General features: G+C 43.4%; 17 protein-coding genes and 1 pseudogene. 11 read left to right on the forward strand and 7 right to left on the reverse strand.

The genetic code is table 11. The features are described from left to right. Positions 1–42: 42 nt before the first annotated feature. Both NCI00_RS13685 and NCI00_RS13690 read right to left on the reverse strand, forming a co-directional pair. Positions 43–1140: an alpha/beta hydrolase gene (locus tag NCI00_RS13685; protein ID WP_253528459.1), complete on the reverse strand. Its 1098-nt coding sequence runs from the start codon at positions 1138–1140 to the stop codon at positions 43–45. A 96-nt stretch (positions 1141–1236) separates the two neighbouring features. Continuing rightward, entirely contained in the window at positions 1237–1623 is a 387-nt protein-coding gene (locus NCI00_RS13690; RefSeq protein WP_166556645.1) for a hypothetical protein, read from the reverse strand. A 126-nt stretch (positions 1624–1749) separates the two neighbouring features. Between NCI00_RS13690 and NCI00_RS13695 the strand changes: the two genes are divergently transcribed. After that, a complete protein-coding gene (locus tag NCI00_RS13695) occupies positions 1750–3711 on the forward strand; it encodes a DUF3857 domain-containing protein (protein ID WP_253528460.1) in 1962 nt (653 codons plus the stop codon). A 74-nt stretch (positions 3712–3785) separates the two neighbouring features. On the opposite strand, the gene NCI00_RS13700 is transcribed toward NCI00_RS13695, so the two are convergent. The 5 genes from NCI00_RS13700 to NCI00_RS13720 form a co-directional block, all read right to left on the reverse strand. Continuing rightward, complete coding sequence (locus NCI00_RS13700) at positions 3786–5666, reverse strand: YgiQ family radical SAM protein (RefSeq protein WP_253528462.1); 1881 nt, start codon at positions 5664–5666, stop codon at positions 3786–3788. 194 nt (positions 5667–5860) lie between these two features. Continuing rightward, positions 5861–7579 carry a DEAD/DEAH box helicase gene (locus tag NCI00_RS13705; protein WP_253528464.1) on the reverse strand — a complete coding sequence of 573 codons (1719 nt, stop codon included), beginning with the start codon at positions 7577–7579 and terminating at the stop codon, positions 5861–5863. 404 nt (positions 7580–7983) lie between these two features. Continuing rightward, positions 7984–8667 carry a cell division ATP-binding protein FtsE gene (locus tag NCI00_RS13710; protein ID WP_114463689.1) on the reverse strand — a complete coding sequence of 228 codons (684 nt, stop codon included), beginning with the start codon at positions 8665–8667 and terminating at the stop codon, positions 7984–7986. A gap of 83 nt (positions 8668–8750) precedes the next feature. Continuing rightward, positions 8751–9407 carry a fructose-6-phosphate aldolase gene (gene fsa / locus NCI00_RS13715; protein WP_114067785.1) on the reverse strand — a complete coding sequence of 219 codons (657 nt, stop codon included), beginning with the start codon at positions 9405–9407 and terminating at the stop codon, positions 8751–8753. Between the two features lie 106 nt (positions 9408–9513). After that, a complete protein-coding gene (locus NCI00_RS13720; protein ID WP_253528466.1) occupies positions 9514–10851 on the reverse strand; it encodes a DUF6734 family protein in 1338 nt (445 codons plus the stop codon). A gap of 263 nt (positions 10852–11114) precedes the next feature. Here NCI00_RS13720 and NCI00_RS13725 point away from each other — a divergent pair, with 263 nt between their 5' ends. The 10 genes and pseudogenes from NCI00_RS13725 (at position 11115) to NCI00_RS13765 (ending at position 22482) form a co-directional block, all read left to right on the forward strand. Beyond that, positions 11115–11381, forward strand: coding sequence for a hypothetical protein (locus NCI00_RS13725; RefSeq protein WP_253528468.1), 267 nt, complete (start codon positions 11115–11117; stop codon positions 11379–11381). 341 nt (positions 11382–11722) lie between these two features. After that, on the forward strand, positions 11723–12778 hold the full coding sequence (locus NCI00_RS13730; protein WP_253528470.1) for a putative metallopeptidase: 1056 nt from the start codon (positions 11723–11725) through the stop codon (positions 12776–12778). Between the two features lie 180 nt (positions 12779–12958). Next, a pseudogene (locus NCI00_RS29585) lies at positions 12959–13156 on the forward strand (cysteine peptidase family C39 domain-containing protein); the annotation flags it as partial. Between the two features lie 81 nt (positions 13157–13237). Then, on the forward strand, positions 13238–14260 hold the full coding sequence (locus NCI00_RS13735) for a vitamin K epoxide reductase family protein (protein WP_253528473.1): 1023 nt from the start codon (positions 13238–13240) through the stop codon (positions 14258–14260). Positions 14261–14271: 11 nt separating this feature from the next. Beyond that, on the forward strand, positions 14272–14523 hold the full coding sequence (locus NCI00_RS13740) for a hypothetical protein (RefSeq protein WP_253528475.1): 252 nt from the start codon (positions 14272–14274) through the stop codon (positions 14521–14523). Then, positions 14520–14885: a hypothetical protein gene (locus NCI00_RS13745; RefSeq protein WP_253528477.1), complete on the forward strand. Its 366-nt coding sequence runs from the start codon at positions 14520–14522 to the stop codon at positions 14883–14885. Before NCI00_RS13740 ends, NCI00_RS13745 begins: the two co-directional genes overlap by 4 nt. A 317-nt stretch (positions 14886–15202) precedes the next feature. Then, positions 15203–15670, forward strand: a complete 468-nt coding sequence (locus NCI00_RS13750) for a TonB family protein (protein ID WP_253528479.1) — start codon at positions 15203–15205, stop codon at positions 15668–15670. 51 nt (positions 15671–15721) lie between these two features. Continuing rightward, the gene (locus NCI00_RS13755) at positions 15722–17536 is read left to right on the forward strand and encodes a peptidase domain-containing ABC transporter (RefSeq protein ID WP_253528481.1); all 1815 of its coding nucleotides are present in this window, start codon (positions 15722–15724) and stop codon (positions 17534–17536) included. Positions 17537–17974: 438 nt separating this feature from the next. Further along, the gene (locus tag NCI00_RS13760; protein ID WP_253528483.1) at positions 17975–20884 is read left to right on the forward strand and encodes a SusC/RagA family TonB-linked outer membrane protein; all 2910 of its coding nucleotides are present in this window, start codon (positions 17975–17977) and stop codon (positions 20882–20884) included. Between the two features lie 107 nt (positions 20885–20991). Next, complete coding sequence (locus NCI00_RS13765) at positions 20992–22482, forward strand: RagB/SusD family nutrient uptake outer membrane protein (RefSeq protein WP_253528486.1); 1491 nt, start codon at positions 20992–20994, stop codon at positions 22480–22482. Positions 22483–22493: the final 11 nt, after the last annotated feature.

Raw genomic sequence — 22493 nt, forward strand, 5'->3', positions numbered from 1 at the left:
GCCTCAAGCGTTAGAGCAAGAAAAATGCCAAAATGCGTTGTATCAACGGGTCTCAAAAAAGAGCCACTCAATGGCCTTGGGGAACTCTTTCCCCCATCGGGTTTCGTTATGCTCTCCTTTGGGGTCAATGGAGAGTTTTAATTGCAGGCGCTCTGGCGACCATCCTTGTCGCTCTACAGCCTCTTTGAGGCGTTCTGTGCTTTGAATCATGTACCGCCCTTCTTTACCTCCTGCGTATACATAAATCTTCGTTTCCATCGGATTGAAAAACTCAATGGCGTCGAAGTATATTTTTTCAGAAACCCATAAAGACGGTGAAAATATCATTAAACGACCAAGTACTTCGGGGTACATCAAACCCGCATAGATACTTATCAGTCCACCCATGGAGCTTCCTCCCACGCCTGTATGCTGGCGCTCAGGACGGGTCCGGTAGTGTTTGTCAATGTACGGTTTTAACGTACGTACGATAAAATTGGCATATTTTTTTCCAGAGCCTTTCCCAAATTTAGGATTGGCATAGGGGGCAAATTCGTGCAAACGGTCTTCGTCGGCATGGTCTATGGCCACAATAATCACGCTTTCTTTGCCCTGAGCGGCCAGAATAGCCATCTTTTTATCGATTTCCCAATTTCCATACACCGAGCCATCTTCAAACAGGTTTTGACCGTCTTGAAGGTAGACCACTGGGTAACGTTTTTCAGAAGTATAATAATCGTGGGGAAGTAAAATGCGAATGCGGCGCGTGCGCCCCAGCTGTGGCATTTCAAATTGTTCCGCAACCGTTTCTACGGTCGGAATGAGGAGTGGGTCAAAAGAGCGCCCATCTTTACGCCAGTGGGGTACAAAATCTTTTTGGGACTTTGTTTTTGCGCGAACTCTGCGATTTTGAGGTGCCTCTCCAAAAGAATCAAGCTCTACTTGATCCCACCCTCCACGGGTGTATTTATATTCGAGCGGTTTATCAAACAAAAAATCAGACGGAAATTGAAATCTATATTTACCCGGCTCTACCTTCTGCATTCTAAATCGCTCAATGTCGGGAAACCATTCACAAAAATTTCCAGCAATATATACAGGCCGCTCGTCGTCAACGGCAGTCGTCAACTCCAGCGCCAAAGACGCATAACTGTTACTCATCACTATTCCATCATAAGTTAGTGTCACCTTAACACTTACAAAGGTACTAAGGTTCAACGAAATCTTTAAAAAACTGACGATTGATTCTGCGGTTTTTTATTTTTCTGAAGATTGCCGATACCAATAACGGATGACTACTTTTTGTAATTCTCTCTTTATGATCAACTCCGCCAAAGGGCGCAGCTTGGACGTCAGGCGCTCCGGAATGTGCTTTTTTAGTTGTTTTTCGGTTAAATCAACCCGATTTAAGACATTTTTGAGTGTTCCCCCCTTGGCCAAATGCGCATCCAAGGCCTTCACGAGTTTTTCACACAATTCTTCAAAAGAACAATTCACCAATGACTCGGGTGATAAGGGTATTTGTGCCGTCTGAAAATCTTTTGTTATTTGAAGAAGCAAATCTCGCAGCAAATCAGGCATATTTAGATACGCTTGAATGGCTTCATTTGTATTGACAATCAAATCATCCGATGGTTGTTCCATAAAATGTAATTAAGTGTTATGCTCCAAAAGAAGAAAAAAGTCATTTGGTCCGCAACGTTTCACAAAATAAAACTTTTCCCTGCAACCTTCCGTTATTTATACGCCACATAAATCATTTTCTAAGTTATGCCTTACCCGTTTTTGCCCCATAAAACCGTTGGAATCACCCGCTTCACCCTCGCAACGCTAACCTTTATACTCCTCTCGTTTACCCTTAGTTGGGCACAACCCAAAGTAAACGTCGCCCAACTGAAGGCTAAGTTTCCGAATGAAGAAATGGCGTATCTCAACCGCTCCGAACAGGTAACGGTAGATTTGGTTAATGGGGCCTTGCAAATCGACGTTTTGCACCAGGAAGACCGCGTGTTTTTGGATGAACGCGCCAGCGTTTGGGCCGACGAGCGCATTTATTTTTCGGATGCGTTTCAAGAAATCAAGGATTTGGAGGCCATTTCGTACGTTCCTGAAAAAGCAGGATTTAAACGTACGCCCGTCACCGACTTCAAAACCGAACGCCCCAGCCCGGGAGGAGGGATATTTTTTGATGATATGCAGGTTAAAAAATTTACGTTTCCAGGGGCAAAACAGGGAGGCATCGGCACCGTATCTTACCGTGAGCGCATCAAAAACCCGTACATGCTTTCGGGGTTTGTATTTGGCAACTACGTGCCCGTAATCAACAGCGATTTTTCAGTTACGTTTCCAGCCTCGGTTAAAATATCCTATAAAACCTACGGCGATATGAAGGGGATTACGTTTAAACAAACCACCCTGAACGGCAAAACAACCTACGCTTGGAAAGCCCAAAACCTGAAAGCTTCTCCGCTCGAAACCGAATCCCTCTCCCTGCGGTATTATGTACCGCAAGTGCTTTTATTCATCGAAAGTTATACCGTCGACGGCAAAACCACGGAGGTATTGGGAAATGTACAAAAGCTGTTTAATTACTATAAAAGTCTGGTCAAAGACCTCAACAAACAACCAAATGCTCCTTTGCAGGCCCTCACCGACTCTCTGACGCGGGGCAAAACAGACGAAGAAAAAATCAAGTCGGTTTATTATTGGGTGCAAGACCACATTAAGTACATTGCTTTTGAAGAAGGCTTGGGCGGTTTTATTCCCCGTCAAGCGGCCGACGTTTGTCAAAAACGCTACGGAGATTGTAAAGACATGGCTAGTTTGACTTCTACGATGCTCAATTTGGCGGGCGTTCCAGCACATTTGGTCTGGATTGGTACGCGGGATATTCCGTATCGTTATGTGGAAAACCCCTCGATGAGTGTTGATAACCACATGATTGCGGCCGTTAAGCGCGATGGTAAATGGCAGTTTTTGGATGCTACCGACGACCGCATTGATTTTGGCCTACCTACATCTCACATTCAGGGAAAAGAAGCAATGATTATGACCTCTGAAGACAAATATGAAATCGTAACTGTGCCTATTGTTCCAGCTGTACAAAATTTCCGAAGGGATTCTATGATTCTTTCCATCGAGGGCAAAACGCTGAAGGGACAAGGCACGTTGATGTTTGAAGGTTTGTGGAAAACATCCGTAAAATCGGCGATTCAATACCGCTCGGAACCGCAACGGGATGAGTATTACAAAAACATTCTCAGTCGTGGCTCCAATAAGTCGACGCTGGAAAAACGGACGGTTTCGGGCATCAATCAGCGGGATGTTCCTGTGCAATTTGACTACACGTTTCGGGTGCCCGACTACGTGCAGGAAGCGGCGGGCGAGTTGTTTATCAATCCCCACTTGATACGTACCTGGGCGGATAAACGCATGGAAGATACGCGTAAAAATGACTGGAAACACGAATTTACGCATACGCAAGAAACCGTCGAAATCTTACCGATTCCCGCAGGGTATGAGGTTTCTTACTTGCCCGAAAACAGGTCGTTTGCCAATCCTGATTTTGGGTTTGCACTTAGTTACGAACAGAAAAATGGGCAAATCATTGTTCGTAGCAAACTAACACTTAACACATTACTTGTCAAGAAAACGAGTTTTTCTGAATGGAATAAAATGGTAGAAGCGCTGAATGAAGCGTATAGCGAAGTGATTTCGTTGAAGAAAAAATAAAAAAAGGCTTGGCAAGACTGGGCGTCCCCGACTGGGCGTCCCCGTTTTTAAAACTTGCCAAGCCTACAAATGACTTATCGCTTTTTACCCATTTTCTTCTCCACCCGCGTTTCCTGCTTTTTGGGATTGCTCAAAAGTCGATCGGCTAAATCGGGGCGTTTCAGTTTGTTTAATCGGCTTCTAATCAGGCTTCTAAATTCGGGCTTGTACCAAAAGAAATACCGATTTTGGTCTAGTTTTTCTTCTTTTGTTTTGGCCGTAAAAACGGGCTTCAACGTATAGGGATGAACGCCCGAATAGTAAATCACCTCCGCCACGGTCATGGGCGTGGGTGTAAAATCCTGCACCTGCTCCAGCCGGAAGCCAAGGTCTTTGGTTTCGGCCGCCAAATTGGCCATATCTGCTTCTTCGCAGCCGGGGTGAGAAGAAATGAAATACGGAATCAGCGGCTGGTTCAGATTATGTTTGTCGGAAATCTTATCGTATTTCTGTTTAAACAATTTAAAATACTTAAACGACGGCTTACGCATTACACGCAGCGTGTCGTCAGAGGTGTGTTCGGGCGCTACTTTCAACCGGCCCGACACGTGGCGCGTAATGAGTTGCTCCATGTATTCGTCGTGGTTGTTGTCTTTGTTGTTTTTGTTGAAATCATCCACCAACAAATCGTAACGAATCCCCGACCCTACAAAGGCCTTTTTCACTTTCGGATGCGCATCTACTTTTTTATATAATTCCGTAATTGGCTTGTGGGAGGTATCCAAATTTGAACAAATCACAGGGTGAATACAGCTCGGACTTGTGCAACGCGCACAAATAGCTTCGTCTTTGCCTTTCATGCGGTACATATTGGCCGACGGCCCGCCCAAATCGGAGATATAACCCTTAAATTCAGGGTGTTTTGTTACCTCCTCCACTTCTTTCATGATTGACTTCTCGCTCCGTGATGCGATGAATTTTCCCTGATGCGCCGAGATGGTGCAGAAACTACACCCACCAAAACATCCCCGGTGCATGTTGATGGAAAACTTAATCATTTCGTAGGCAGGAATCGTGCCGCGCGTTTTGTACTTGGGATGCGGCAAACGCGTATAAGGCAAGTCAAACGATGCATCAATCTCTTTTTCGTCCATGATTTTGAACGGCGGATTGATGACCAATGTTTGGTTGCCCACTTTCTGGATGATTCGATTGGCCTGCCATTTATTGGATTCTACCTCTACAATCTTGAAGTTGGCGGCGTACTTGATTTTATCTTGCAAGCATACCTCATGGCTCGCCAGCTCGACCGTTTCCCAACCTTTGTCGCTTGGCAACTCTGCTTCCGAGTCTTGCAAATAGGCGATTTGGTTCACGTTACGAATGGTATTCAACGGAACTCCTTCGCGCACCAACTTCAACAGCTCACGCAGGGGTTGCTCACCCATGCCATACACCAACAAATCGGCTTTAGAATCGGCCAAGATGGTGGGCATCAACTGGTCTTTCCAGTAGTCATAATGCGTTACACGGCGCAATGACGCCTCAATCCCGCCAATCAATACTGGCACATCGGGATAGAGTTCTTTTAATATATTGGAGTAGACCGTGGTGGCATAGTCTGGGCGAAAACCCGCCTCGCCGCCCGGCGTGTACGAGTCGTTGGAGCGCAGGCGTTTGTTGGCCGTGTAGTGATTCACCATCGAATCCATGCAGCCCGCCGTGACGCCAAAAAAGTATTTGGGTCGACCGAATTTTTTAAAATCCCGTAAATCGTCTTTCCAGTTGGGTTGGGCTACCACCGCCACCTTAAAGCCTTCGCTTTCCATGATACGACCGATGACGGCCGTACCAAAGGCAGGATGGTCTACGTAGGCATCCCCCGAAACCAACACAACATCCACTTCGTCCCAGCCTCTTTTTTCAACCTCTTTTTTTGTCAGGGGCAACCAGTCGGTGATGGGTCTTTCTATCATACAACGTTTCTTTTTCTTGCGGAATGTAAATTGGCGTGTTGTCATTTCACGCATTTATTCAACCAAAGTTATACTGAAATAGTTTTGGTCTTCATTAAATACAAAAACAGTTCACAATCAACAGATAAGGTACTTATACTGTAAATTGTGAACTGCAAATGATTGAAAGGCAGCGCTAAACACCGCCCCTGCGGTTATCGTGCTACTTCGATATTGACCATTTTACCTTTGATGGTATTGCCGCTCATGGCTTCCACCACTTTGCGGGCGTCGCGCTCGGGAACATCCACAAACGAGTACGCATCAAAAATATCAATTGAACCAATCACCCGGCCGGGAATACCCGCCTCGCCAGCGATAGCGCCCACGATGTCGCGTGGTTGAACGCGGTCTTTGCGGCCTACGCTCACAAACAGGCGAACCATACCCGGTTCGTTACGTTTTGGACCACCGCCTTCACGGGGACCTCTATCGCCGCCACGGTCGCCGAAACGCCCTGAGCCACGCTCTTCGCCTCTTCCGCCGCGGTCTTCAAAACGGCCACGTTTCTCAAATCCTCTTTCTGATGGGCGACGGTCACGATCAGCATCCCATGCCAAATCATTGTCGGCAAATTCGCTTTTCTGAACACCCATGTTGATTTTGACCAATGCGGCCACAATCTGCTCCGTAGTGAAGCCAGTGGTATGGTGCAACATCCCCAACATATCTTCGTACAAATCCAAATCGCCAGTCGAAACCGCCTCTTCTACTTGCGAGATAAAACGGGCTTTGCGTACACCTACGATGTCTTCAAAAGTTGGAATAACTCCTTTGTCGATTTTTACCTTAGTATAGGTCTCAATTTGGCGCAAACGGTATTTTTCATCTTTGGCTACCAACGTCAGCGCTTTACCCGTTAAGCCAGCACGGCCAGTACGACCGATACGGTGAACGTAGTATTCTTCGTCGAGCGGTAAGTCAAAGTTGATAACGGCGTCAATACCCGACACGTCGATACCGCGAGCGGCTACGTCGGTGGCTACCAAGATATTGGCGGCTCCCGAACGAAACTTCGCCATTACTTGATTCCGTTGTGTTTGGCGCAAATCGCCGTGCAAACTTTCGACCGAATATCCTTTGGAAGAAAGTTCTTCGGTTACTTCGTCTACTTTGCGTTTGGTGTTACAGAAAATAATAACCTGCTTTAAATCGTAGGCATCCAATACCCGGCAAGTCACTTCAATTTTGCCCCGTTGTTTTACTTCAAAATACGTTTGCTCAATGTTTTCGTTGGTAACTTCCTTCCGCGTAATTTTAATCTGGACGGGATCTTCCTGGAATTTTTGAGCAATGCCCATGATGGGCTTCGACATGGTAGCCGAAAACAACACCGTTTGGCGCTCATCGGGTACACTTTCCAGAATGGTATCAATATCTTCACGAAAGCCCATATCGAGCATTTCGTCGGCTTCGTCTAATACTACATAATTTACGAAATCTAGCTTAAGCGCCTTACGCTCAATAAGGTCCATGACACGACCGGGCGTTCCGACCACAATCTGGGCACCTATTTTCAACGAACGAATCTGACGTTCAATCGAATCACCACCGTAAACGGTTTCGAGTTTCAACCCTTTTTTGTATTTGGCCAAACGACGTAACTCTTCGGTTACCTGTACTGCCAACTCACGGGTAGGACACAACATTAATACTTGGGTACGCTTATCGGAGATATCCACTTTTTCAAGAGCAGGAATACCGAAAGCGGCGGTTTTGCCCGTTCCTGTCTGGGCTTGTCCCAATACGTCACGGCCTTCCAAAAGGGACGGGATGGCTTCTGCCTGAATGGGTGAGGGTTTGGTAAAACCCATTTCTGTTACTGCTTTCAGAACTTCTTCTGAAAGGCCTAATGAATCAAAAAGTACTTCCATTGATTGTTTTTGCGTGCTTACGCACAAGTTAAACGGTTAATAGTATTCCCGTTAATTGTTCGAGCGGTAAGCACAACGTGGCATAGAAGGGTTTCTAGCCGGCGAAAACCTTTCAACAATTACCTTCCCTCGACGAGTTTTTAACTCAACCTATCGGCGGATACGATCAATAACAGGATTTTTAAAAATTGCCCATGCACTGAACACTCATGAAATCTCAATGAGCCGGTGCCAAATAATTCGAAGCGTGATTTTCTAACAGACAAAGATGGGGACTCCAATACCCCATGGGAGAAAAAGACGCAGAGACGTTAAGAAGCGCTCGGTGCAGTTATTTTATGCAAAAGTAAGAAGAATATTGGATTTTTCCCAATCAACGCAATAAATTTTGTATTTTTTTAATATTACACCTCACTTACACTTCCTGCTTCGCACTTCAAGACGCGTGCGGGGTACTTTTTTAGAAAATCATAATTGTGGGTAGCCATCAAAATGGCGGTTCCTGCGGTATTAATACTCTGAAACACCTGCATGATTTGTTCGCCTACTTCAGGGTCGAGGTTTCCCGTCGGCTCATCAGCCAACAGAATCTGAGGCTCGTTGAGCATGGCCCGCGCAATCACAACCCGCTGCTGCTCCCCGCCAGAAAGTTGATGGGGCATTTTCTTTTGTAAAGTACCCAACCCTACTTGCATCAGCACTTCCGAAATTCTGTTCTTGATGGTGGCTTTGTCGGTCCAGCCAGTGGCTCGCAGTACAAACTCAAGATTTTCTTCCACGGTACGGTCAAAAAACAGTTGAAAATCTTGGAAGACAATGCCGATTTTACGCCGAAGGAAAGGCACGTCGGCTTGTTTGAGCTTTTGCAACTGATAGCCAACCACCGTTCCAGTACCTGACTCCAGCCACAGGTCGGCGTAGAGTGTTTTGAGCAGAGAGCTTTTTCCACTTCCCGTTCGTCCAATCAAAAAAACAAAATCGCCTTTGTTTATTACGAAATTTACATCTGCCAATACCAGCTTATTGCCGTTTTGATAAATGTCGGTATTTTCGAGTTGAATAATCGGTTCAGATGAAAAAGCAGTCATAGTTTAGTAGGAAGTTAGCAGTTAGCAGTAGGCTGTTAGCAATAAAATACTGCAAACTGCCTACTGCCAGCTGTAAACTATTTTTATTGGTTTCCTTTTTTGTAGTCAGACAGGAATTTCTCCAAGCCGATGTCGGTCAGAGGGTGCTTGAGCAACGAGGTAATAACGCTTAACGGGCAAGTAACCACATCGGCGCCCAATTCAGCACATTTCAAAAGGTGGATAGAATGACGAACTGATGCCGCCAAGACTTCGGTCGTATAACCGTAGTTTTGATAAATGGTTACAATCTGCTCAATCAAATCCATCCCGTCCATGGAAACATCGTCCAAACGGCCAATGAAAGGAGATACGTAGGTAGCGCCCGCTTTAGCGGCCAACAACGCCTGCCCTGCCGAAAACACAAGGGTACAGTTGGTCTTAATACCACGATCTGAAAGGTGTTTGATGGCTTTTACTCCATCCTTAATCATCGGTACTTTTACAACAATTTTCTCGTCAATTTCAATCAACTCATCCGCCTCTTTGATCATCCCCTGAAAGTCAGTAGCAATTACTTCGGCACTTACGTCTCCATCTACAATGTCACAAATTGCTTTGTAATGGGCCATGATGTTGGCTTTGCCAGTGATTCCTTCTTTTGCCATCAAAGATGGGTTAGTAGTAACGCCATCCAACACGCCCAGTTCATAGGCTTCCCGGATTTCACTCAGATTTGCGGTATCAATAAAGAATTTCATAAAAGTCTTTTTAAGTTATCACTTGCAAAGTTAGCCTAAAGTACCCGTTCTGTGAAATGTTTAAAGTAAAAATGGCATAACTATCTCAATATTGGATAAGGGAAATTTATTCTACTACCAACGCACCCCAATACATCAATTCTTTGATGCGGTCTGATACCAACTGTCGAAATTTCTCTAATTCGGTACTTGCTTCTTCGACCTTAAAATAGGGCGCAACCCTTTCAATCGCTTCTTGAATAGAAATAGGCTCTTCTAAAAATGCGTCTAACAAGACCATATTAAGCGGATCTAAAGAAATGCTTTTATCAGTAAGTGTGTAAATATCAGGAATGATAAGTATTTGTTCTAAAATACCATCTTGGTTGGTATTTTCCATTAATTGCACCTGTTCTGGAAATCGTAGTTTTTGTACAAGAAATGACAATAAAGGCAAACTAAATAACTCTTGTACCTTACGATATTGGCGTACATCTTGCTCATAATGTGCACGATACGCCTCTTTGGGGCTATTGGCACCTGAGCCGTTTAATCCATCAGTCGGTTCAAAACCGACCGACGAATGGGAGACTTGCCCATAATAACGACAATCCAATGCTACACCTGCGGCTTTGCATACCTCAATGATTCTGTAATAATACTCCGGATAGTCTTGTCGTAGCCGCCGTGCCAAGTGGCGGCAGGTTTCGGGTTGGCGTTTGAAATCTCCTAAGGCATGGATAAATTTGGTTTGGTAAGGTACGCTCTCAAACCGGGCAAAGCCTCGGTATGTGGGGTCAAAATCTTCTTCCCGCTCAATAAAGTACGTTACGGGCACCCCATGCTCTTTGGCCAGACAATAATACAAAAACTGCTCAAAGCCAATGTTAAATGTACGACGGTTTATTTTGGGCAGGGCCTCCTGGTTTTTATGAATAAGTTCAAATGACAATTCAGCATATTTTTTGAAAATATCTGTCCGCGTTCCGCCTATTAGTCCAGTATTGCAGGAGTGTACGGGAATTTCGTTCATTTGCCGACGCATACAGTCAGGAATATAAGCAAAATGCTGTTGCATCTCGCTTAGTGTTTGGTAATAATACTGAAAATCCACTTCGGGATTTTGGGCAATTAGGGCTGCCTCCTCAAAACGACTCCCCAATGCCTCCCACAAATAAATATCCCCATCTACATGCATAAATGGTTTATTTGGGAGACTGTACGTGAAGATTTTCCCCAATGCCCACATATCTTCTGGATACCCCTGAAGCGCGTCCAAAGCGGTATTGCAATGCGAATATGGCAATGCCAATGTATCTATTAATACTTCTTTGCCCCTGCTGTCTGTAAAAATTTCGACCTGTCCGTAGTGCTCACGCAATGTAAGCACACTTAATGCCCACGACATCCAATGAATGATATTCGGCGGATAACCAGCCAGCCGCGTTGTGAATTTGACGCTCATATGCTATATTAGACCAGAATGATTGCATGATTTTCATTTGAACATTTTTTATGTTTTTTTTCTAAAAACCAACAGGTATATATTTCTAAAAATCAGGTATATATAAACAATAACCCTTTTAGGATAATTTTTTTTATGCTAAATTATTTTCAACAAAACAGCATAAAAAATTTGATTTTTCGTTTTTTTTTTTACGTGTTTTCCGATGTCGAAATAAGCCGTTGCATGGTGCAGCAGCCCTAACCCTTCGACAACAAACACTCATGAAAAGTAAATTTTCAGGTTTAAATTTTGATTCAGTGGAAGTGCTGACGCAGGAGGAAAAAAAGAAGGTAAAAGGTGGGTATGGAGGAACTAGCACCAGCTATAGATGTTCAAATGGTGGTGTTACTTACTCTACTTTATCAGAATGCCAAAGCCATTGCACTGCCTGGGGTGTTGCGCCCTGCTCTTCAAATCCTTCAGCTTGTGGAGGTTCTACAGTAGGGTATTATGGCTTAAGTGGTTCAGGAACTTGTTCTTTAGTCTAACAAATATCTAAAATGAAATCAAAATTTGCAGGTCTTAACTTCGACTCAGTGGATATACTGACACAGGAAGAAAAAAAGAAAGTGAAAGGCGGATATAGTGCCGCAAATGGATACACTTGGGAATATGCATACGATCAGAATCCTTATATCTGTCTAAGTAATCCTGGCTTCGATAAAGTTTGGTGCACGGAGAGTCGTTGTAATGCCAATTGTGGAGGCTCATGCGTTCCTTATAGAAGAGCCGACGGCCAACCATCTAATATTTGTACTCCTTAATTTTAAGTTTAGGTGGCTTATTTTAAACCACCTAAACCTTTTTTAATTTAATAGAGCCTGAGCCCATGAACCCCACTAAGTTGTTATTTATTTTTTTTATAGTCACTTCCTGCAAAGTCAGTAAAGAAATAATGCCTGATGAAACTCCGATTATTGTAAAAAATGAATTCGAAGAGTTTTTAACAACATTTAAAAAAGAGGCAGAGCTGCGGGGTAAAAAAATAGATATATCAGCATTAAAAACCCGCTTAGACGCCACACTGACAAAGGGTTATATCGGACTATGCGACCAAAAACTCAATGAAATCACCATTGATTCAGCAACTTGGAGGAGGATGAGTGTTCATGAACGTGAGCTTTTATTATATCACGAGTTGGGGCATTGTGTATTAGGAAGAGGCCATAAAAATAAGGCTTTCCAAAACGGTGAGTTCAGTAGTATTATGAGGTCGGGTGATTCAGATCCTTCTAATGCGGGTATTTATTATTTCAGTTTTCGTAAGAAGTATTATATTGATGAATTGTTCGACGAAAATACTATCAAGCCAGAATGGGCAGATAACCAACTGCCTTATCAAGGCAATATGGCTTTTCAAAAGAAACTACTTTTGAAAGAAACATTTGACGACAACCGAAATCAATGGACAATCGCTGATACGAAGGATACCACGATAAAAATTGAAAACGGAAGCTATTCTGTCCTGACACGAGTACCTGTAAAATGTCCTTTCAAAATCAACCTACAAGAAAATTTTGAAATTGAATTTGAGTTTAAGATTCTTCCCAATCCTGAAAACAGGGGACTTTCTTTTTTCTACTGGGGCAACTTTCTTACCAATAAAGGAGTCAATGCTGTAATGTATTTTGATAACAAGGGAAATAGTCTTCGCTTTCCACAATTTAATGTTATTCCAATAAATATTTATACCGCTAACATCAGCAATGTAGAATACAATAAATTCACTATCAGGAAGATAGGAAACAAATATTATTACTACCTCAACGAACAACCTTTTTACTACTTTGATGAAGTCAATATAGACACAGACACCCCCCTTTGGTTTGGATGTTTGGCTTCAATGCAATTTGATAATATAGTATATTCTTCAATTTTAAAATAAATAATTGAAATTTAAAATCATAATTTGGTGTCTAATGGAAAAATGGTTAGATAAAGTTTTAAGTTCATTAAAAATAAATTATACAAATTTAACTATATAAAATGCTATAAATAGGTGGCCGCCTTTGAATATTAGGAATTTAACTCATTTTTTTGATTTTTTAAAATACCCAATCTAACCATTCGCCTAAAACCAGACCAACTCTCAGAAATCAGCCTCCCCGCAATAGCCCACTGTCAAACAAAGGATGATTCCTATTTTGTACTACTCCAACGCCTGCAAAACAATCAAATCAGCTACTATCTTGAAAGCAGGGGAGAAGTAACCGAAACCATAGAAGCCTTTTCGGAGAAATGGAGTGGTACAGTACTGCTACTCGCCCCAGATGAAAACTCTGGAGAGCCCAACTACGAGGAAAACAGACAAAAAGAACAAAGAACAAAACTCGAAAAAGGGTTGATGTGGGGGGCACTTGGGGTTGTTGTTTTGGTCGGCATCTTCCTTCAAACTCACCTCTATTTGTCGGGCATTTTTTTGCTTTACGGTATCGGAACTGTAGTCTCCGTTTTACTACTACAAAGCGAGTATGGCAAACGGATAGAATGGGTAGAAAAATTATGTCATTTGGGAACCCCTCCCTCAGAGGAACAGGGGTGCAATGCAGTCACACAATCTTCGAGCAGTAAGATTTTTGGATTTAGTTGGGCAGAAATTGGGTTAGTGTATTTTGGAGGAAGTGCCCTTGCATTGAGCATGGCACAATTAACCTTGATGCAGGTTTCACCACTCCCTCTTTTGCATTTTATTACACTTCCCTATATAATCTACTCACTTTATTATCAAGCATTTGTAGTACGGGTATGGTGTATGTTGTGCCTGATAGTACAGGGCGTTTTGATAATGATTGCGGTAGCGTGGCTTGGACATTATGATTGGCACTTACGGGATGTCTCTGGAATCAACGTAGTAGACTCTCTGCTAACAACAGCCAGTTTTGCACTTATAGCAGCTTTATGGCTTTTCTTTAAGCAGGTATGGCAACGAGAACGGCAGTTAGTACCTACCAAACGTGCGTTGGAACAGTGGCAAAACGACAGTGATTTGTTTTTATCGCATTTGTATGTGCAGCAGCCTGTGCAGATGAATCATCTTCCGCATGAAGATCAAATCGGCAACCCGGAAGCGCCTATTACAGTGACAATGGTAAGCAATCCACATTGCAATCCGTGTAAAGAAGCCTACACGGAACTTACGGGCTGGGTGAAGTATTTTGAGGACGAAATGCAGTTGAGAATTAGACACATCAATAGTGGTGAAGAACAATACCAACTGCATGAGAAATGGGCAAAGGAAGTAGGGATAGAATTTACACCTACGCTATTCATCAATGGGTATCGGCTTCGGCCGCCTTATGCTTATCAAGATGTATGGAAGCATGTACGGGTGCTGGCGGAAGTTCAAAATAAAACAATAACTATCTAATTACTAAACAAATGAAATCAAAATTCAAAGGACTAAATTTCGAGTCGGTAGAAGTGCTGACACAGGAAGAAAAAAAGAAAGTGAGTGGTGGGTATGGCACCACGAAGCCTGTAGTTCACAAATGGTATTGTCCAGGTCAAAGTGCTGGACCAGTAGATGGCGGCTACGCACCCACCACTCAGGGATACGATGCCTGTATGCAGGCTTGTAATATTTTAAACTATTCACAAAGTGCTAATGGCCGGCAATGCCAATATGTATGAAAACCATTTTATTGATTATTATTTTGGTGCCGTTGATTTGGGGGTGTTCAACCCCCAAATCAACCGTTAGACAAATGGTTTTTGCTGGAAATGTACATCCTTTTCTGACACATGACTGCCTGAAAAAAATGAAAACCGCTGATAGCCTTTGGGCATTTAAAAAAACAAAAACGCTTCAGATACATAAACCAATCAAAAAAGGGAATGTCTACTATGTCAACGTTTTATTTACCGATACAGATGGCACATTACTGGAATTCACCGATAGTCGAGGGGTAGATTTGCGTCTGCGTGTGGTTCGCGAATCAGGTAAATGGAAAGTACTATTGCCACAATGTGTTGATTTGAACAGCGGTTCATAAATTAATTCAATAAACAGGAAATCAGTAAACAAATGAAATCAAAATTCAAAGGACTAAATTTCGTGTCGGTTGAAGTGCTGACAAGAGAACAACAAGCTAAAGTCAAAGGAGGATATCAGAAGATATTGTGCAGTTTTACAGTCTGGTATAGTTTGGGCAACAACCAATATTTTAGTGTATCCTCATTGACTCCGTGTTCACGTGAGAATTTGAGTGATTGTAATGGAAATTTGAGAAGTGATTTGGAATGTAATTATCCAGGTGCTTCAAATTATCAGGGACATGGATGTTACACTGTCGGATAAACTAATAATGTCATGAAATTTCAAGTAGCGATTGCCTTTTTTCTAATCTTTATTGTTGTACAGAAAGGAGGAGAATGCCAAAATCGTGATTCTGTCATAACAAAAGTATATGACTTACAACCTGAAAGTTTTGGTCTTAAAGGCGGGGAAGAAACTGTTTATACTTTCACGGAGAAGTCGCCTGAATTTCCAGGGGGAACGGGGGCTTTATTTCAATTTATCAAAGCCAATACAAAGTACCCCCAAACAGCACAAAAAGAAAAAGCTTCGGGTACTATTCTTCTGAAATTTATTGTAGAAAAAAATGGACTTATCTCAGGCGAAAGGATTCTCTACGGAGACAGGGCGGATTTTAAGCGAGAAGCTCTCAAATTAGTAAAGCTAATGCCTCTTTGGCAACCGGGTTCTCAAAATGGAAAACCTTTGCGCACTTTTATGACCGTTCCTGTGAAATTCTGCTACGGAGGATGTAAAGACTAACTGGAGAGTCAATACATATACTCCATAAACTAAGTAGTTAATTTTCGAAAAGTGGCAAAATTCCCTTTTTATAGGCAACTCGACGCGATGGATTGCGGGCCTACCTGCTTGCGTATGGTGGCAAAGTATTACGGTCGGAACTATTCAGCGCAAGAATTACGAGAATTGACACAAATAGGAAAAGACGGAGTGAATTTGTTGGGGATTTCTGAAGCAGCCGAGGCAATCGGATTTCGAACGTTGGCTATCAAACTACCTTTACATAAACTTCTTTCTGATGCTCCTTTTCCCTGTATTGTTCACTGGGGACATAATCATTTTGTGGTAGTGCGGCCCGCGCGGCGTACCGTCCCAAACCCCCAATGGGGGCTTTTTAATTCCCTTTCTCTTACAAGGACAAAGGGTCGAAACGGGACGTCGCGTGGAATAGAGGTGGCCGACCCAGCACAAGGGCTTATTACTTACACCCGTGAAGAATTTGAAAAGCAATGGGCAACAACAACATCTGGCAATGAGAAAGTAGGAATCGTGTTGCTGCTTGAGCCTACACCTGCGTTTTATGAAGAAAACGTTTTAACAAATCTTAAAGAAGGGAAAGAGCAGAATCATATTGGGTCTGCCCGAATCGGGGGGTATCTCTGGCAGCATCGTCGTTTGGTAGGTCAATTGGCTGTTGGTTTAGTGGTAGCAAGTTTATTACAGCTAATTTTTCCATTTCTAACCCAATCGGTGGTGGATGTAGGCGTACAAACGCGCAATCCTTCCTTTATTTTGTTAGTACTGCTGGCGCAATTGGCCCTTACGATTGGCCGTACCTCTGTCGAGTTTATTCGGTCGTGGTTATTGATGCACTTGAGTACCCGGCTTAATTTGTCCCTGCTTTCTGATTTCTTGATCAAACTCACTCGTTTACCCTTGTCGTTTTTTGATTCTAAGCAGTTTGGCGACATCATGCAACGTATAGGTGACCACCATCGCATTGAGCAGTTTCTGACGGGTCAAACGCTCAATACTCTATTTTCACTCTTCAATCTGGTCATATTTGGAGCAGTTTTAGCCTTTTATAATCTTACAATTTTTGGGGTTTTGATGATAGCCGCTGTATTATATGCAAGTTGGGTTATGCTCTTTCTGAAATTTAGGCGTAAGTTAGATTACCAACGGTTTGGTATTGCAGCCAAAAGCAATGGTTCGTTGGTTCAACTTATTCAAGGAATGCACGATATTCGACTGGCGGGTGCCGAAACGCCCATGCGTTGGGAGTGGGAACAATTGCAAACTCAGTCGTTTAAATTGGGAATGAAAGGGCTGTCGGTGTCTCAATGGCAACAGGCAGGGGCATTATTGATTAATGAAAGCAAAAGTATTTTTATTACTTTCTTATCGGCACAAGCTGTAATGAATGGCCAACTTACTTTAGGCGGTATGTTAGCAGTTCAGTATATCATCGGGCAAGTAAACGGTCCTATTGAACACTTGATCGGGTTACTACAATCAGGGCAGGATGCCAAAATTAGCTTGGAACGCCTGAATGAAATCTATGAATTGGAAGATGAAGAGAACAACGATTTGTTGCGCGGACTTTCAAAGGACAAGTATCTCTATTTGAAAGACATTACTTTTACCTACACGGGCGCAGGCAATTTACCTGTCTTTAAAAACCTCAGTTTATTTATTCCTCAAGGCAAAACTACCGCCATTGTTGGTACAAGCGGTAGTGGTAAGACGACGCTACTTAAACTACTATTGCGATTTTATGAGCCTACACAAGGACAGATTCGGGTAGGAGATACCGCCCTTACACAGCTATCTCACAAATATTGGCGCAGTCAATGCGGTGTAGTGATGCAAGAAGGTTTCACATAAAACGCTTCCTTTCAAAAATAACCTTAACGCTTCTGCCGAAATCATAACGCAGGAGGTGAGCGTCGCGGAACGTATGTTTTATCAACTCAAAAAGTTAATAAACAAATAAACTGTGAGCTAAAGGAAGATAATGGAGTCTTCCTTTTTAATACTCTAAACTTGTATTATAAAAATTAATTATTGTAATTTGCCGTCTGGTTAAAGCATTTGTGACAACAAATACTTGGAACAATCCAAAAACCGTAGTAGTGAGTGCGTTACAAATTGCGAAAACCAATTAGGTAATTATTCACAAAAACCAATTTTCAACCTATGATGAACAGTTTCCCCTTAGCAGGTCGGGCTTCTTTAGCTCGACAGAGGGCCTTTGTCAGCAAATTTTTGTTGACAGTCCTAGTCTCAGTAGTATCGTTGGGGGTATGGGCCCAGGACAAACAAGTGTCCGGTAATGTAAAAGATGCAAGCGGTACCGGTATGCCGGGTGTCAGCATCGCCGTAAAGGGTACCCAGCGAGGTGCCAACACCGACGTAGACGGTAATTACAAAATCTCCGCACCCGACAACGCCACACTCGTGTTCAGTTTCGTAGGTTACAAAACGCAAGAAGTTGCCGTAGGTAACCGTACCACTGTAGATGTTAGCTTGGTCGAAGACAATCAAGTATTGAATGAAGTGGTAGTTGTGGGGTATGGTACCCAAAAACGCCAAGAAATTTCGGGTACAGTAGCCAGCGTTAACTCAAAAGATTTCAACGCTGGGGTCGTAGCCAACCCGCTTGCCGCCATTCAGGGTAAGGTAGCTGGTTTGACCATCAACCAAACGGGTTCTGACCCCAACTCACGCCCAACGGTACGTTTGCGCGGGGTAGGTTCATTGGCCGCAGGCTCTGACCCTCTTTATGTGATTGATGGTGTACCGGGTGTACCCATTCAAAACATTGACGCAAACGATATTGCTTCCGTAGACGTACTACGTGATGCTTCATCGGCCGCTATTTATGGGGCTCGTGCTTCTAACGGGGTTATTCTGATTACTACAAAACGTGGTAAATCAGGACGTGCTTCGGTAGATTACAATGCCCAGTTTGGTGTAGACATGGTTGCCAAAGCTCCCGATTACATGAGCGGCTCAGAATACCGCGATGCCGTGAAAAAGTTCGGTTTTACTTTAGTTAACGATCAAGGTGCCAATACCAACTGGTTTGAAGAAATTACGCGCAAGGCTCCAATCATGAGCCACAACTTAGCGTTTTCAGGTGGTACCGAAAACTTTAGTTACCGTGCCTCAATTGGTTATTTAAACCAACAGGGCTTGGTGCTGAAATCAGGTTTTGAGCGGGTAAGTGCCCGTATCAACTTAGACCAAACGGCCCTAAACGGCAAATTGAAAATTGCCACTAGCCTGTCTTTGATTAACGGTAAACGTGATTACGTAAACTACGACGCTTTTACTTATTCAATCACCAACTTGCCTACCGATCCCGTTTATACAACCGACCCAACTTTCCAAACACCTGGTAGCATCTCCGCGGGAGCAGGTTATTTCGAGCGTTTGGGTGAGTTTGGCGCGTTTAACCCTGTAGCGCTTTTAGAGCAAACTACCAACTACTCTAAGTCGATTGAATATTTAGGAAATATCAACCTAAAATATAGCCTGACCAAAGATTTGGTATTTGGGGTAAACGGTGCGATGAAAGGGTCTAAACAAGATGGCTTCTTCTACATATCACGTATCCCTAAATCAGCACAGGCGGGCTTAGGTACTGCGAGCCGCTCAACTGGACCAGTTGATAATGGCCAAAGTGAGGATAATCTGTTAGAATTTACGTTGAACTACAACAAAACATTCAATGGATTAACATTTGGCGCTTTGGGAGGATATTCATATCAGGATGTAAACTTTGAAGGATTTAATGCGGTAAACAACAACTTTATCACTGACGATTTATTGTTTAACAACTTAGCGGCTGGAGCTGGTGTATCGCTTGGCCAACGGGCAAATGATGCCGTTGGTTCTTTCCGTTCAAACTACAAATTGATTTCTTTCTTTGGTCGTGCTACTGCAGCTCTGAATAACAAGTACTTTGCTACTTTGACCGTTCGTCGTGATGGTTCAACTAAGTTTGGACAGAACAACAAATGGGGTCTTTTCCCATCGTTGTCAGTAGGTTGGGCATTGTCTGAAGAAGCATTCCTGAAAGGTAATCCAACCGTCAACAACCTGAAGCTTCGCGTCAACTATGGTCAGACGGGTAACTCTGAGGGTATTGCACCTTATCGTTCTTTGGCGTTGGTGGGACCAAGCAACAAATACTACGACAATGGTAACTGGTTGCCTACCTACAAGCCTTCGCAGAACCCTAACCCAGATTTGAAATGGGAAGTAAACGAAAACTACGGTGCAGGTATTGACTTTGCCTTGTGGAACTACCGCATTACTGGTTCATTGGATTATTACATCCGTAATACCAAAGATCTATTGTACGAAATTGCCGCTCCGCTTTCTATCAAGCCGTTGTATCCCACCATCCTTGCCAACGTAGGTTCAATGCGTAACCAAGGTTTGGAATTATCGTTGACTGCGGGTATTGTAGAAAAAGGGGACTTCCGCTATGAAGCAACGCTCGCGGCCGCTACATTGAAAAATGAGGTAACAGCGCTTGCCAAAGGTGAATTTATCGGCTCTGATAAAATCTTCTTGTTCTCAGGTTTGGGAGCCGCCACTCGGGGTACTTCCGCTGTGCCTTTCTCGCTCATCAAAGTTGGTTTGCCAGTAGGAGCTTTCTTCGGCGGTATTGTTGAGAAATTGGACGAAAAAGGCCAATTCATCTTTAAAGATATCGATGGCGACGGTAAAATTAGCGAAAACGATGCAGATCGTGACTTCCAAGGAAGTCCACTTCCTAAGTTTACTGCTTCTTTGACCAATAACTTTACGTACAAAGCATTCTCGTTGAGCTTCTTACTGAATGGTCAGTTTGGCAACAAAATCTTCAATGCCGAGCGCATGATGTATGCCAATCCAAACAACCGTCTTCCTGCTGAAAATACCATTCGCGAAGCGTTGACTTCACCCGTTCGTGATACACGTACAGGTGCATTCAGTTACTTCGTAGAAGATGGCAGCTTTGTACGTTTGGCTAACTTCCGTCTGGGCTACCAAATTCCTGGCAAAGGCGTATTGAGCCGTGCACAGGTGTATATTTCAGGAAACAACCTGTTTGTATTGACCAAATTCAAAGGTGTTGACCCTGAAATGAACACAGGTTTTGCTACCGCTGGTATCTATACCAAGCAGCAATTCCCTAAAGCACGCGGTTTCCAAGCTGGCTTTAACCTATCGTTCTAATTAACACGACTTTAGAGGTATTTGAAAAATCTAAATTTCTCTAAACATCGTACATAAACATACTGTTACACTATCAACTTGTAACATCAAAAACTAACTGAATAAAAATGAAAAAAACATTCTCTTACCTTGCATTGGCGGGTGTGCTTACGATAGCCTCTTGTACCAATTTGGATGAGTCAGTGTATGGAGTTATACCTAAAGAGGGCTTTGGTTCAACTCCCGAGCAGTTGGCTTCGTTGTTGGGTCCTGCTTACTCTGGATTACGGGATTATGCATGGAATGCCCACAACGCTGAAGTAACTACTGACGTAGGCTTAGTACCTACTCGCGGAAAAGACTGGTATGATGGTGGTAACTGGTTGAACTACAACCGTCACACTTGGACTACCACGCACGGACCCATCAACGACATGTGGGGATGGATTTTTGAAAGCGGTATTAACACCATCAACAACCTGATTCCGCAAGTAGCTGGCAACACAGTGGCGATTGCTGAATTGAGAGCGGTTCGCGCTTTCTATTATTTCCTTGCCATGGACTATTTCGGTAACGTTCCGTTGATTACAGAATCTACTTCAGGTACTGTAAGCACCACTCCCCGCGCGCAAATCTATGCGTTTGTAGAGAAGGAATTGACCGAAGCACTGCCTAACCTTTCTGACAACGTTGGTGGTTCTTACTACGGACGTATCAATAAATTGACGGCTCAAACATTGTTGGCCAAAATTTATTTGAACGCTGGTGTATACAAAGGTACTCCAGAGTGGCAGAAAGCCGTTGATATGTGTGACATCGTCATCAAATCAGGAAAATACAAGTTAGAGCCCAACTTCCTTGCCAACTTTGCGGTAAAAAATGAGGGGTCGACCGAAAACATTTGGGCTATTCCTTTTGACCGTATTCAGGCAGGTGGGATGACCATTACGTACCGCACATTGCACTACCAAAGCCAAAGCACTTATAACTTGAGTGGCCAGCCTTGGAACGGATTCTGTACCATTGCTGAATTCTATAACTCATTTTCAGACAATGACTTGCGCAAGAAAATGTGGATTTCAGGCGTTCAGTACGGTGCTGATGGCAAAGCGTTGAAAGACGACAACGGTAAAGATTTGGACTTCAATCCCGTAATGACCAAAGACGAAATGACTTCGGCTGACCCTGAGTTTCAGGGAGCAGGTGTGCGTCTCGGAAAATACGAAATCCAACGCGGCAACACAGTACCTGACCAAGATAACGACTGGGCAATGTTCCGTTTGGCCGATGTTTACCTCATGCGCGGAGAAGCCCTTTTCCGTCTTGGAAAAACAGCGGATGCCTTGGCTGATTTCAACATCGTAAGAGCTCGTGCTGGTGTATCAGCTTGGACTGTTTCTCAATTGACACTCGACAATATTCTGGCCGAGCGCGGTCGCGAATTGGCGTGGGAAGCATGGCGTCGCAATGACCTGATTCGCTTTGGTGAATTCAACAAAGTAGGTGGTAAATTCAGTTCTAAATTCATGAAAGAACCAGCTGCCAAGACGTTGTTATTCCCAATTCCTCAGCAACGTCGTGATGCCAACCCTGGATTGGCTCAGAACCCTGGCTACTAATTTATAACGTT

The sequence above is a fragment of the Runella salmonicolor genome (genome assembly GCF_024158025.1).
Taxonomy (GTDB): domain Bacteria; phylum Bacteroidota; class Bacteroidia; order Cytophagales; family Spirosomataceae; genus Runella; species Runella salmonicolor.

Bases quoted from the DNA above. Each gene is read 5' to 3' on its own strand.
- NCI00_RS13735 (WP_253528473.1), top strand. From the start codon at position 13,238: ATGTGGGGGGCACTTGGGGTTGTTGTTTTGGTCGGCATCTTCCTTCAA.
- NCI00_RS13750 (WP_253528479.1), top strand. From the start codon at position 15,203: ATGAAATTTCAAGTAGCGATTGCCTTTTTTCTAATCTTTATTGTTGTA.
- NCI00_RS13720 (WP_253528466.1), bottom strand. From the start codon at position 10,851: ATGAGCGTCAAATTCACAACGCGGCTGGCTGGTTATCCGCCGAATATC.
- NCI00_RS13730 (WP_253528470.1), top strand. From the start codon at position 11,723: ATGAACCCCACTAAGTTGTTATTTATTTTTTTTATAGTCACTTCCTGC.
- NCI00_RS13740 (WP_253528475.1), top strand. From the start codon at position 14,272: ATGAAATCAAAATTCAAAGGACTAAATTTCGAGTCGGTAGAAGTGCTG.
- fsa (WP_114067785.1), bottom strand. From the start codon at position 9,407: ATGAAATTCTTTATTGATACCGCAAATCTGAGTGAAATCCGGGAAGCC.
- NCI00_RS13745 (WP_253528477.1), top strand. From the start codon at position 14,520: ATGAAAACCATTTTATTGATTATTATTTTGGTGCCGTTGATTTGGGGG.
- NCI00_RS13685 (WP_253528459.1), bottom strand. From the start codon at position 1,140: ATGAGTAACAGTTATGCGTCTTTGGCGCTGGAGTTGACGACTGCCGTT.
- NCI00_RS13700 (WP_253528462.1), bottom strand. From the start codon at position 5,666: ATGATAGAAAGACCCATCACCGACTGGTTGCCCCTGACAAAAAAAGAG.
- NCI00_RS13705 (WP_253528464.1), bottom strand. From the start codon at position 7,579: ATGGAAGTACTTTTTGATTCATTAGGCCTTTCAGAAGAAGTTCTGAAA.
- NCI00_RS13690 (WP_166556645.1), bottom strand. From the start codon at position 1,623: ATGGAACAACCATCGGATGATTTGATTGTCAATACAAATGAAGCCATT.
- NCI00_RS13695 (WP_253528460.1), top strand. From the start codon at position 1,750: ATGCCTTACCCGTTTTTGCCCCATAAAACCGTTGGAATCACCCGCTTC.
- NCI00_RS13765 (WP_253528486.1), top strand. From the start codon at position 20,992: ATGAAAAAAACATTCTCTTACCTTGCATTGGCGGGTGTGCTTACGATA.
- NCI00_RS13710 (WP_114463689.1), bottom strand. From the start codon at position 8,667: ATGACTGCTTTTTCATCTGAACCGATTATTCAACTCGAAAATACCGAC.
- NCI00_RS13725 (WP_253528468.1), top strand. From the start codon at position 11,115: ATGAAAAGTAAATTTTCAGGTTTAAATTTTGATTCAGTGGAAGTGCTG.